Annotated in this window: 10 protein-coding genes; all 10 read left to right on the top strand. The window is 44.5% G+C overall.

Features of this window, described 5'->3' with window-relative positions; all coding sequences use genetic code 11:
* The first annotated feature begins 25 nt into the window (after positions 1-25).
* The 10 genes from gpr to NSS87_RS24125 all read left to right on the top strand — a co-directional run bounded on the left by gpr (position 26) and on the right by NSS87_RS24125 (position 13,258).
* Positions 26-1,027: a GPR endopeptidase gene (gpr, locus tag NSS87_RS24170; protein ID WP_042191024.1), complete on the top strand. Its 1,002-nt coding sequence runs from the start codon at positions 26-28 to the stop codon at positions 1,025-1,027.
* 156 nt (positions 1,028-1,183) lie between these two features.
* Positions 1,184-2,557, top strand: coding sequence for a stage II sporulation protein P (locus tag NSS87_RS24165; protein ID WP_339243238.1), 1,374 nt, complete (start codon positions 1,184-1,186; stop codon positions 2,555-2,557).
* A gap of 64 nt (positions 2,558-2,621) precedes the next feature.
* A complete protein-coding gene (locus NSS87_RS24160) occupies positions 2,622-3,107 on the top strand; it encodes a hypothetical protein (protein ID WP_076299687.1) in 486 nt (161 codons plus the stop codon).
* Positions 3,108-3,241: 134 nt separating this feature from the next.
* Positions 3,242-5,056, top strand: coding sequence for a translation elongation factor 4 (lepA, locus tag NSS87_RS24155; RefSeq protein ID WP_036677511.1), 1,815 nt, complete (start codon positions 3,242-3,244; stop codon positions 5,054-5,056).
* Between the two features lie 108 nt (positions 5,057-5,164).
* Complete coding sequence (locus NSS87_RS24150) at positions 5,165-6,970, top strand: sensor histidine kinase (protein ID WP_231573338.1); 1,806 nt, start codon at positions 5,165-5,167, stop codon at positions 6,968-6,970.
* Positions 6,955-7,722, top strand: a complete 768-nt coding sequence (locus NSS87_RS24145; RefSeq protein WP_149647635.1) for a response regulator — start codon at positions 6,955-6,957, stop codon at positions 7,720-7,722. Before NSS87_RS24150 ends, NSS87_RS24145 begins: the two co-directional genes overlap by 16 nt.
* A gap of 95 nt (positions 7,723-7,817) precedes the next feature.
* Entirely contained in the window at positions 7,818-9,122 is a 1,305-nt protein-coding gene (locus NSS87_RS24140) for an extracellular solute-binding protein (protein ID WP_339243234.1), read from the top strand.
* Between the two features lie 91 nt (positions 9,123-9,213).
* Positions 9,214-10,098: a sugar ABC transporter permease gene (locus NSS87_RS24135; protein WP_231573337.1), complete on the top strand. Its 885-nt coding sequence runs from the start codon at positions 9,214-9,216 to the stop codon at positions 10,096-10,098.
* A gap of 63 nt (positions 10,099-10,161) precedes the next feature.
* The gene (locus NSS87_RS24130) at positions 10,162-10,989 is read left to right on the top strand and encodes a carbohydrate ABC transporter permease (RefSeq protein ID WP_339243232.1); all 828 of its coding nucleotides are present in this window, start codon (positions 10,162-10,164) and stop codon (positions 10,987-10,989) included.
* Between the two features lie 19 nt (positions 10,990-11,008).
* The gene (locus tag NSS87_RS24125; RefSeq protein WP_339243230.1) at positions 11,009-13,258 is read left to right on the top strand and encodes an FAD-dependent oxidoreductase; all 2,250 of its coding nucleotides are present in this window, start codon (positions 11,009-11,011) and stop codon (positions 13,256-13,258) included.
* The last annotated feature ends 156 nt before the right edge of the window (positions 13,259-13,414 follow it).

The raw sequence follows: 13,414 nt of genomic DNA, 5'->3' as shown, positions 1-13,414 counted from the left end.
ACAAAACTTTTAGGAGGCTGGAACAATGGAACCGGATCTGCAGCTATATTCGGTACGCACGGACTTGGCGTTAGAGGCAAAGGAAATGGCTCAAGGGCCACAAAGGACGCCAATCCCTGGTGTAAACGAAGAAGTGGAAGAGTCTGATGGGATAAAAGTTACCCGGCTTGGTGTGGCTAACGCTGCCGGATCACAGGCGATAGGTCGCGCGATTGGAAATTATGTCACGCTTGAGGTACCAGCATTGCGCAATGGAGATACTGGCTTGCAGCAAAAAGTAGCTGAAGTCTTTGCTCGCGAATTCGAGGACTTCCTGACTAGGATTGGGATTGGTAAGGATGCATCTGTACTAATTGTTGGATTGGGGAACTGGAATGTGACTCCAGATTCATTGGGGCCGCTGGTGGTGGAGAATGCGCTCATTACTCGGCAATTTTATGAGCTCGTGCCGGATCAGGTCTCTCCAGGCTACCGTAAGGTAAGTGCTATTGCTCCCGGGGTGTTAGGGTTGACCGGTATCGAGTCGAGTGAGGTTGTACAGGGGATCGTGGATCGTACAAAGCCGGATCTTATTATTGCCATTGATGCGCTGGCATCTCGTTCGCTTGAACGGATCAATACGACGATTCAAATTGCCGACATCGGTATCCACCCCGGTTCGGGGATTGGCAATAAACGGCGCGGATTGACGCAGGAAATTCTGGGTGTTCCTTGTATTGCTATCGGTGTTCCTACAGTTTGCTATGCTTCGACCATTGTAAATAATGTACTGGAGATGATGAAGAATCATTTCGGGCAAGGAGCTGGTCACACCAAGGAAATTATGGGGATGCTAGACGATATTTCTGAGCAGGAACGATTGTCATTAGTGAAGGAAGTACTTGAGCCACTAGGACATGATTTGATCGTTACACCTAAGGAAATCGATGAATTTATTGAAGGCATCGCCAATATTGTAGCCAGTGGTCTGAACGCGGCCCTGCATGATGCGGTCGATCCTGAGAATGTCGGCGCTTATACCCACTAATTGAATCATAGCTAGCACAAGTCCGGCGGGATGCTGATGTACAGTATCTCGCCGGACTCTATGTCTATTCTCTCATTTAGGGTTCTACTATTTCTCTTTCGCTCATAGATTTGGAGTATAAGAGATTACAGAGGGCTGGAGGAGGACATAAATATAATGAATAAAAAATGGTTTCAGCTTTGGAACATCGGCCGTTTACGTGGAAGAGTGCTGGATGCTTTATCGCTGGGAAGAACGATGCTGCTGTTGGCCGGAGGTTCGCTAGTATTTTTCATGCTGCTTGGCGCTGGTGGATTGGCCGGACAGAAGTTGAACTCTTCACCCATTCCATCTATGAAGGGGCTTGCGGCCTCCCTATCGAGTGGATTTTTCATGGAGCTGTTGGGGATGGAGGTCCCCCATTTACCGCAAGGGAAAGAGCCTTCCGCTTTTTCAGGTGAAAAAGTAACTTCCTTTGTATTTCAATTGCTGACCAGTGTGAACCCAAGTGATCCGAAGAGTCTTGTTTCTCGTGAAGTGCCAGGCTTGGCAGCGGATGATCCATTTCTTTTGCGAAAAGGCTCGGGTGGCTCTACAGGAGCTCCTGTTGATTATCATCCGGGAACGGATGAACTGGCTGAGGGTGGAGGGGAAGGGGGTGATCCATCGGTTCCAAACGAAGTGGACAAGCCCGAAGATACTCCAGCACAGCAGCCTGAAGCGACAATAGCTCCGTCTCCTGAGCCATCAGGAGCTGCGGGAGGTACGGATAAGAGTGAACCGCAAAGCGAGACAGATAATACCAAGGATACGTCAGTTAAACGGATTCTTATCTATCATTCACATCCTCGGGAGGCCTATAACCCTCTACTAGGAGTAGCGAACGAAAATCCAAGCTCTGCGGTTTCTTCTAAAAATGTAATGCTGGTAGGAACATATATTACGAAAAGATTGGAACAACGCGGGATTGGTACAGTTCATGCCAAAGAAGATTTTCTAACAAAAATTGCCGACTATAACTGGAATTTTTCCTACAAATACTCTCGAATGCTGGTTAAATCTGCGATGAGCTCAAATCAAGAAATGAGTGAACTTATCGACATTCACCGCGACTCGCAGCGTCATGGCAAAACAACTGCAGTGATTGATGGGAAAAGTTACGCTCAGGTGTATTTTATTATTGGACATGCGAATAAAGATTGGAAGAAGAACGAAGAGTTTGCGAACAAGATTCATCAAACGATTGAAAAGAGTTACCCAGGAATATCTCGCGGAATATGGGGAAAAGCTGCGGGTAAAGGAAACAACGGGGAGTACAACCAAACCCTCTCACCTAACAGTGTCTTGATTGAAGTGGGCGGTATTGATAATACAGCAGAGGAATTAAAGCGTACGGCTGATATTTTGGCAGACGCTATTGCGGATGTGTACTGGAGCAGTCATGACTCGGAGAAGGTAAACGCTGCTGGCAAGGCGACGAATCCCACAACCCAAGAGAGCAAGGGACAAACCAATGCTACAGCACCTCAAAAGTCGAACGGAGCTTCTTAAGCTACAGACATTTAATTTAGAATAAACAGCTTTATTACCAAGTATTTAAAAAGGAGTGGCTTACATGTCTCGTTTCGGTAAAAAACTGGTTATGGTCGGTATTTGGGCAGGGGTCGGCATACTCTTAGGTATGCAGTTTAGTGGCAGCGGAGGGGCAACCGTCTCTAAGCTGTTGCCAGGCTGGACCGACCTATCGACTACGCCAACCAGTCAAGTGACGGGCATGCAATCACAGCCGATTAAGAATGGGGTTACACAAGGTGGGCAGACTTATGTGTATGTTCCGATGGTGATCGACCCTATCACAGGTGCATATACGCCTGTTTCTCCATTGCCTCAGAATAGCAATCCTGCGCCAACTACAGATCTTCCTCAGAAGGTGGTAGATGGGTATAATACGAAAACTCCAGAGCAGATTCTGATTCCTGAGGAACAAAAGCCGACAGTCGATGTGATAGCGGATAAAACGGCAGGCCTTCTGCAGCAAGCTTCTCAGAAGGGCATACGCTGGGTAGTCTCATTGTTCGATTCGGCGGAAGAATCACAATGATTTCAGGAGAAACAGTTATTTCACGGGTACGTGAATAGCTGTTTCTTCTGTTTTACGTAAGGGCAGGATTGATGGAGTAAGCTTGTACTGTTATAATAAGTGGATTAATATCAGGCTGTCTGTGGGGGTAAGGAATGACTGACGTTCAGAAAAGACAACAACAAATTCGCAATTTCTCGATTATTGCACATATAGACCATGGTAAATCGACACTAGCTGACCGCATTTTGGAATACACGGGGGCACTAACCACGCGTGAAATGCAGGAACAGGTACTCGATCAGATGGATCTGGAGCGCGAACGTGGTATCACAATAAAGCTGCAAGCCGTGCGTTTAACCTATCGTGCAGACGATGGTGTAGAGTATTATCTCAATTTGATTGATACACCGGGACACGTCGATTTCACCTATGAAGTTTCCCGCAGTCTTGCAGCATGTGAAGGCGCACTGCTGGTTGTGGATGCGGCTCAAGGAATTGAAGCGCAGACACTGGCCAATGTGTATTTAGCACTGGATAATAACCTTGAAATCCTACCTGTGCTCAACAAAATTGATTTGCCAAACGCTGACCCTGACCGGGTAAAGCAGGAGATTGAGGATGTTATCGGGCTGGATACCAGTGAAGCGGTTATGGCATCTGCCAAAGCCGGTATCGGGATCAAGGAAATTCTGGAGCAGGTGGTGAAGCAGGTTCCTGCGCCATCCGGTAATTCAGAAGAGCCGCTTAAAGCGTTGATTTTTGACTCTCATTACGATCCTTACAAAGGCGTTATCGTCTATGTGCGCGTAATGGACGGTAAAATCCGTGCGGGATCGAAGATTAAGATGATGGCAACTGAGAAGACTTTCGAGGTCATTGAAGTTGGCGCATTTATGCCGCGTATGACCATTGTCGATGAATTGAACATCGGGGATGTTGGATTTATCGTAGCTGGGATCAAGCATGTTGGAGATACCCGTGTCGGTGATACTGTCACTGACGCAAAGAATCCTACTGCTGAGCCGCTTCCAGGTTACCGTAAGATCAACCCGATGGTATATTGCGGGTTGTATCCGATTGAAACCTCAGATTATAACGATCTTCGTGAGGCATTGGAGAAGCTCCAGCTTAATGATGCTTCGCTAAGCTTTGAGCCGGAAAGCTCGAGCGCGCTTGGATTTGGTTTCCGTTGCGGATTCCTTGGACTCTTGCATATGGAGATCATTCAAGAGCGGATTGAGCGCGAGTTCAATTTGCCGCTAATTACAACAGCACCGAGTGTTATTTATCGAATTATGCTGACCAATGGCGAAATGATTCAAATCGACAACCCGTCACATTATCCGGAAATCGGAACGATTGACTACATTGAAGAGCCATATGTTAAAGCAGCAATCATCGTGCCTAACGACTTTGTAGGTACCGTAATGGAGCTGTGCCAGAACAAACGTGGCGAGTTCGTAAATATGGAGTATCTTGATACTAATCGTGTAACGATTACTTACGAGATTCCACTGTCTGAAATCGTTTATGATTTCTTTGATCAGTTGAAATCAGGTACAAAAGGTTACGCATCCTACGACTATGAAATTTGCGGATACCGTCGTTCGAATCTGGTCAAGATGGATATCTTGCTTAACAATGAGCAGGTCGATGCCTTGTCCTTTATCGTTCACCGTGATCGTGCATACAACCGCGGTCGTATCATTTGTGAGAAACTACGTGGGATTATCCCTCGTCAAATGTTTGAAGTGCCGATTCAAGCCTCTGTGGGTACGAAGGTGGTTGCGCGTGAAACCGTTAAGGCGATGCGCAAAAACGTACTTGCAAAATGTTACGGCGGTGATATTTCGCGTAAGCGGAAGCTGCTAGAGAAACAAAAAGAAGGTAAGAAACGCATGAAGCAAGTAGGTAGCGTAGAGGTACCACAAGAAGCATTCATGGCAGTACTGAAGATCGACGAGTAGAAATTAGGTAGAGCCGGGAGAATATCCCGGCTCTATTTTTTTGCGCAGGAGAAGTTTACAATAGGGTGGAAGGATTGTAAGCACATACACTGTAAGGGGAGTCCTCTTTTGAAACGATTATATTTGAAACTTACGCCAAGTACCTTTAAGAATCGGATTTTGTTAGCTTTCTTACTGTTGGTACTAACACCCATTGCCATGCTCGTTCTGTATAACTTCAAAGAGACAGAACAAATGCTGCAGGATAATGCGGAAACGAAGAACATAGAGCAGCTTATTGGGATTAAGAATGGTTTTGTTGATCTCATGAGTCTCGTTATGAAAACAGGGTCATTACTTGAACAAGATACAACGATTTTATCGATAATGAAGAATCCCGAGCAATCGGATGAAATCACGAGAAAAAAGCTCGTTGAAAACAAGTTTGGAGCGATTGAAAATACATTCTTCATGAGTGGAGCGACGGTGTATTATACTTTAATCGACCTTCATGGAAACGCATACACTTCCTTTATGCCGAGGGAAACCTTGAGCTACGACGAAATCCAATCGGAGGATTGGGTTCAAGCATTGAAGCGAGAAGGAGCGAATCGATATATATGGAATCCGAATGACAAGAATAATGTGGTCCGGGAAAGTACAACAAGTAAGAAAATGCTTAGCCTCTATGAGGTTATGCGTGATAATGGTTTTAACATTTATGCCTATGCAAGGCTAAGTATCGATTATGAGGAGTGGTTTACTAGATCAACGTTAGGGAGTAAACAGGAAGGTTCTTTTTTTCTGCTCGATGCCTCAGGGAGAATGATGCTTAATCCGGATAAGGATGAGACCTTTTCTCCAGATATTGCGCAGAGTATTGTGAAGAGTGACCACCAGCGGCAGACAGAGCGTGCTGCATCTATCATCGATCCGAAGGAGAAGAGCTTATACACATACAGCTACATCGAAGAGTTGAATGGTTATGTCGTTAAAAAGGTACAGCTAGCACAGCTATTTCTTGAGGTGTATAAGCAGAAGCAACGATTTTTTGCAGTATTTGGAGTCATACTACTGCTATTTGTTCTATTAACTTATTTTATATCATCGACGATTACAGTGCCGCTAAAGAAGCTGCAGAAGAAGATGGAGATGACCGCTAAAACCAATCTCAAAATGAAATTACCCGAGCAAGGGCGGGGAGAGATTCTTGCACTGACTCAGAGTTTCAATATAATGATCCATGATTTAAATGAGCTGTTGCAGCGTCTTCAGCTTGAAGAAAAACAGAAGCAATTCGTTCGATTTCAGGTATTACTTTCGCAGATGAATCCACATTTCCTACTAAATACATTGAATACGATAAAGAGCATCGCCTTAGATAAAGATGATGATGAAATTTATGAAATTTGTGTTGCGCTAGGCAAAATATTGGAAACAACATTAAATACTGAAGTGGATTTGATTCTGTTAAAGGATGAGATTGTACTAATTGAATCTTACATGGAGATTCAGCGGCAACGCTTCGGACATGGGATTGAGATTCAATATGATATCAACGAGGAACTACAGTACGCATTAATCCCTAAATTCTGTCTTCAGCCCTTAATTGAAAATAGCTTGATTCACGGCTTCGGTCAGTCTGTGAAACAAGGGAGAATTGATATTTCCGCTAAGGTGACTGGACAGCAACTATATCTGCAGGTTAAAGATAACGGCATGGGGATAGATAGAGCACAGCTGAATAAGGCTGCACGGAAACGAAAAGGAATCGGTGTTCAGAATATTAGGGAGAGCTTAGAGCTGTTGTTCAAGAATCAACGGACAGGCATGGACATTGTATCATCAGACACAGGAACTGAAGTGATTATCCATTTTCCACTTCTTATTTCAAAACCTTACGATGGAGGTAAGCTCACATGTGGAGAACGTTAATTGTGGATGATGAACAACCCGCGGTTAAAAGTATACGGAAGTTATTCTTAAAGGCTGGAATCCCGTTTGAAATTATAGGTGAGGCGGAGAATGGAGAAGTAGGCTTGCAAATGATTCGTGAGCTTCATCCAGATGTGGTAGTGACGGATATCAATATGCCAGTGATGGATGGGGTGAAGCTCCTTCAAGTTGCGCGAGAGGAAGGTTTCGACTGCCGATTTGTAATGTTGACCGCTTTGAGTGAATTTGAATACGCCCGGCAAGCGCTCGTATTTGGGGCTTCGGACTACATTCTGAAGCTATCTTTAGATCTCCAAGGTTTGAAGCAGACCATGGATAAGGTTCATGCCGAGCTGGAGCGAATGGTGAAGATGAAAAAGGCCGATAAATGGTTTCCTGAGAAGCAACAAACGGGACCGACAGATCATGTGGAGATGAACAAAATAATTGCTTATATTGAAGAGCATTATTCTGAGGACATCTCGCTTAAATCCATGTCAGAGTTGATACGAATGGATGCCAGCTATATAAGTGACTTATTCAAGAAAAAGACAGGGAAAACGTTGACGAATTATATTCAAGAGCGGCGTATTCAGGCTGGAAAAATGCTGCTTGCAGAGACGAAGCTAACAATTAGTGAGATTGGGCAGCAGGTGGGCTTTGAGAACGATAATTATTTTATTAAAATTTTCAAAAAGTGGTGTGGCGTCACGCCAAATGAATTTCGCAAAGAACCAAAAAACGTTCTATAGTTTCCCAAATGTAGTTCATCCCCCAGAATCCGCTCTGATGATAAAGTTATAGACGTAGAGCACAACACATAATCCTTCCAAGGGGGAAGATATCGATGAAGAAAAAGTGGTATCCTGCAGTGCTTTCTGTCTTATTAGCAGGTACGATGCTGGCTGGTTGTGGTACTAGTGGAAGTAATGATGCGCAGGGCAGTGCAAATGGACAAACAGCAAAGGAGAAAATAAAGCTTACGATGTGGGGGGCAGTTCCGGCAGAAGCCGGGCCTCAAGCTGTAATTGATAACTGGAATAAAGATCATCCAGACATTCAAGTCGAGTATATCCGTAATGTAAATGACGATGCTGGAAACTTAAAGCTGGATACTGCCTTGATGACCAATCAAAACATAGACCTTTTCATGAACTACGATCTTGCTCATTTACAGAAACGTATGGATGCAGGCGTTGCCTTGGATCTAAGCACGAAGACAGATTATGATATCGACAGCCAGATCGGCGAGGACGCAGCAATGTGGAAAATCAATGATAAGTACTATGGGATTCCTACAAAGAAAAACATGGCGTTTGTGTGGTTGAACAAAGATATGCTGGATGCAGCAGGATTACCGATTCCTGCGGTGGACTGGACCTGGTCAGATCTTGAGGAGTATGCGAAGAAGCTAACGAAGCCTGGTGTGTACGGATTATTGCAGGCAGATTCCTCCTTCTCAACAACGATGGACGGTACGCTTGCTGGAATGGGTGTGAAACAGGCGGATGGTACTTCAAACTTTGGGAATGATCTATGGAAAGAACACCTGGAAATATTGCATAACATGATGTTCGTGGACAAATCCACACCGGAATATGGTGAGCAACTGACCAGTAAAATGCCGGTTGACACCATGTTCCTTCAAGGCAAAGCGGCAATGCTGGCAGCAGGTGAGTTTATTTTCCGAAATGCGAACAACTTGAAAGACTATCCGCATGATTTCAAAACCGCGTTCGCCGCTATTCCAAAAGTGAATAAAGATCAAAAGGATTATAAATATTCGGGCGGTGTGGGTGACATGCTTTCTCTTAATGCGAAATCCAAGAATCTGGACGCAGCTTGGGAGTTCGCAAAATGGTATGCGGATGGCGGTATGCTGCCGATGGCAAGCGGTGGTCGTATTCCAGCCTCTAAGAGTGTAGATAGTAAGGAAGCAATGAGCCTTCTCATGAAGGGTGTGGAAGACAAATATGATACAGATTCAATGAATAAAATTGTATTCGGCAAATTCCCGTCCTTCCAGCTAAATGTAACTCAACAAGCCATTGATGCACGTAAAGAAGAGTATGAAAAATACTTTTTAAATAAGCAAGATATTGAAACCACGATGAAGAATATGCAAACCCGTTCGCAAGAGTTATTGAAATAATGAAATAGTTAGCACAAAAGAGAAGGAGGCAGATTTCTTCGTTCTTCTCTTTCGTGTACCCATTTTTCAGCATACGAAAGGCGGCGATACCGTGAAGCGGAGAAGCTGGATGGACAGACAAGGCTGGATCGGCATGACCTTTATTCTTCCGAATATGATTGGTATTCTCTTATTCTTTATTATTCCTGCAATCTATTCCTTTGTCCTCATGTTTACGAATTATCAATTTTCAAATCCGAATTGGCAATTTACTGGGCTGGATAATCTCAAACGATTGTTCCATGACGATAATTTCTATGCCTCGATCAAATATACGGTGATATTCCTGATATCGGTTCCAGTATCGATGGTGCTCGCATTTATTGTAGCGCTATTTCTAAACCGCAGTGTGTATCTTAAAGGCGTATTACGTGGAATGTTCTTCCTACCATATATCTCCAGTGGAGTAGCCGTTGCATTTGTTTGGATGCTGCTATTTCAGCCTTCACAGGGACCCATCAATGAAATGCTTCGCTGGATTGGCATAACATCGCCGCCAGGATGGTTTGCGGATACGGAAACCGCAATGTATGCCATTGATATCGTACAAATCTGGCTGATGCTTGGCTACAATATGATCATATATTTAGCTGCATTACAGGAAATTTCGACAGAACAGCTGGAAGCTGCCCGGATCGATGGTGCAAGCACATTCAAAACAACATGGAAAATTGTATGGCCTCTTGTTAGTCCCACAACTTTCTTATTAATGATTACCGGATTAATTATGACGATGAAATCGTTCTCGATTATTCAAGCTATTACGGCTGGAGGTCCTAGCGGAAGTACGACGGTCTTATCACTATTCGTTTATAAAACAGCATTCAGTTATTACGATATGGGATACGCTTCAGCCATTTCATGGTTCTTGTTCGCCGTCATTCTCGTCATTACAGTCATTCAGTGGATCGGCCAAAAGCGCTGGGTTCATTACTAAATGATCCCACAAAGTGAAGCTTTGCGGGGGGCCCCGAAACCATAATTTAAAGGAGCAGGCGGTATGAATGAAAAAGCAGGAAACATGAAGGTGAAACTGCCAGTAACGATCATCATGTTTGTTCTAGGACTATTTATGATTGTGCCTTTCCTATGGATGCTCAGCACATCCTTTCAGACACCTGCCGAGGTGTTTAACAAATGGCTGCCTTCATCTCTCAACTGGAGCAATCATATTCGGGTGTGGACAGGAAGTCATGATTTTGTTCCGTATTATTTAAATTCACTTAAGATTTCAATTGTTGGAACTGTGGGGGCGGTGTTTCTATCTGCCCTTGCTGCTTACGGATTTTCACGTACTTCGTTCAAAGGTCGAGATGGACTATTTGTCATATATTTATCCATGATGATGGTTCCGCCTCAGGTACTTTTTGTTCCAAAGTTTATCATGTTTAACTGGGTTGGGATTTACAATACGCATTGGGCGCTGATCCTACCAGCCATGTTCTCAATCTTCGGTGTATTTATGCTTCGGCAGTTCTTTATGAGCATTCCTAAGGAAATTACGGAATCTGCTTTTTTGGATGGGGCGGGGCATTATAAGATATTTTTCCGCTTAATTCTGCCATTAGCGAAACCAGCAATAGCAACGTTTGCTATTCTCGATTTCTCCTGGCAATGGAATGATTATGAGAATGCGCTTGTATTCTTGCAAAGCCCTAAACTATATACCATTCCGCTTGGATTGCAGAATTTTATTCTTGAGAACAATGTGGACTACAACGGGATGATGGCTGCTTCATCGGCTGCGATTATTCCAATGATTATTATCTTCTTTGTGGGTCAGAAATACATTATTCAAGGGATTTCAAGTTCGGCTGTGAAAGGCTAACTATAGGAGGGGTACTAACATGAGAACAGAAACGGTTAAATCCGATGTAACAGTGGTCGGTGGTGGACTTGCAGGAATGAACGCGGCGATCGCTGCAGCGCGCCTAGGGTTAAAGGTAGCACTAGTGCAAAATCGTCCTGTACTTGGTGGTAACTCGAGTTCAGAGGTTCGGGTATGGGTATGTGGTGCAACAGGACATGGTGTAAATCGATATGCACGTGAGACAGGCATTATGGGTGAGTTATTCATCGAGAATCAATACCGGAACCCGGAGGGAAATCCATACTTATGGGATCTAACCTTACTCGAAGCCGTGAAGGCAGAGTCGAATATCAGCCTGTTCCTAAATACCGATGTACGCGAAGTGGAAGCGGAAGGTGAGGCAGAGGATCGGACGATTCGCAGTGTGATTGGTTGGATGATGGGATCTGAGCGGTTGATTACGTTCAAGAGTGAGGCGTTCATCGATTGCACGGGCGATGGTTTGGTTGGCTTCCTGGCAGGAGCTGATTTCCGATTAGGACGTGAAGCACACCATGAATTTAATGAGGAATGGGCACCTGAAGTGCCTGATAACATTACATTAGGCAGTACATTATTGTTTTATACACAGGATACAGGAAAACCGGTTCGTTATGTTGCTCCATCGTTCGCGAAGGATATTACAACAACGTCGATTCCGATCCGTCGGGTCATTCGGAGTGGAGATTCAGGCTGTCACTACTGGTGGATTGAGTGGGGCGGTGAGCTTGATACAGTGGATGAGAATGAACGTATACGTGATGAGCTATCCTCTGTTATTTATGGGATTTGGGATTACATTAAAAACTCAGGTCATTTTGATGCCGAAAATATGACGCTGGAGTGGGTTGGCTCAATTCCGGGTAAACGTGAATACAGACGGTTTGTTGGCGATACGATCTTAACGCAAAATGATATTCTTGCTCAGCGTGAATTTGAAGACCGGATTGGATTCGGAGGATGGTCGATTGATCTGCATCCACCGCAAGGGATGTACGCAGAAGAGAGCGGCTCGAAGCATCTGCATGCGGATGGGATTTATCATATTCCATTTAGTTCGCTCTATTCGAAGAATGTGCGAAATCTACTCTTCGCGGGTCGGAATATCAGCGCATCTCATGTGGCTTTTGGAACAACACGCGTCATGGCAACCTGTGCGATCATGGGTGAAGCGGCTGGAGCAGGTGCAGCATTATCCGTCATCAAAGGTGTAACCCCTCGTGAAATTCGCAAGCAGCATATGCATGAATTGCAACAGGTGATGTTAAAGCAAGATGCTTCGATTATTGGATTGCGCAACGAAGATCCGCTAGATCTCGCGAGAAATAGTGAGATTCATGCGTCCAGTACGATGAAAGGCATAGTACTGGATCGACCAGCTGAAGCTTATGAGCTTTCTCATGACGTAGGAATTTTGTTTCCGGTTGAAGGAAATATCCTTGGGTTGAAGCTGCTTGTGTCAGCAAGTACTCAGTCAGAGCTGACCGTTGAGCTATGGACGACTGGGCGTGCGGAAAATTACGTTCCAGCAGAGTGTAGACAGGTTGATGTTGTAATAGTACAAGCTGGAGAGCAGCAATGGATTGATGTTCCGGTACAAGAGGAGCAGTGGAGTTCAATCGGCGAATGTAATATCTTCGCTATTATTCGAGCTAATGAGCATATTCAATTGCATATTTCAGAAACCCCAATCACAGGTGTTATTACATTTGAGCGAGGCGTGAAACCTGTAGTCGATTCAGCGCTGGAGGATCATCAGCCAGATCAGCCAGTGATGGAGTGGAGCATGAAACAGCTTGTACGCAGGCATTTCTGCTTTGCGGTAGATACATCCGCATATGCTGCATCCAAAGTCACTGACGGGTATGTTCGACCTTTTGCAGGGCCACATAGCTGGGTTTCTGAGCCGATGACTGCTGGTAGAACGGAGTGGGTAGAGGCGCGTCTCCCGGATGCTGCTTCAGTCTCTGAAATTCATTTTACCTTTAACGATGATGTTAATGAGGATCTTATCAACTTACATCACCATGAAACGCCATTTCTAGTGATTCCTGAACTAGTAAAGGCTTACGATGTAGAGTTACTCATTGATGGCGTGTGGCAAGTCATGTTCCGCATCAAAGACAATCATCGCCGGAAGAACGTACATCGTTTAGAGAAGCCTGTCCTTACGGATGCTGTTCGGATCGTTGTTCATGAAACCAACGGAGGAGAACGCGCAGAACTCGTGGAAATGCGGATATATTAAGAAGAAACGGCTTAGCCGTCCTTATAGGGACAGTATCCGTTTCTGCGAGAAATACAAAATATATAGGATAACGTAAAACTTATACTTTTTTGTATTTTAAAATAGAGATCATTTATAAATGATCGCCCTTGGAGGGAAGCCGTCAGGCTTCCCTTT

The organism is Paenibacillus sp. FSL F4-0243, from assembly GCF_037963295.1.
Lineage (GTDB): Bacteria > Bacillota > Bacilli > Paenibacillales > Paenibacillaceae > Paenibacillus_AQ.
The sequence above is the reverse complement of the archived record's forward strand: the minus strand, read 5'-3'. Positions and strand labels throughout refer to the sequence as shown.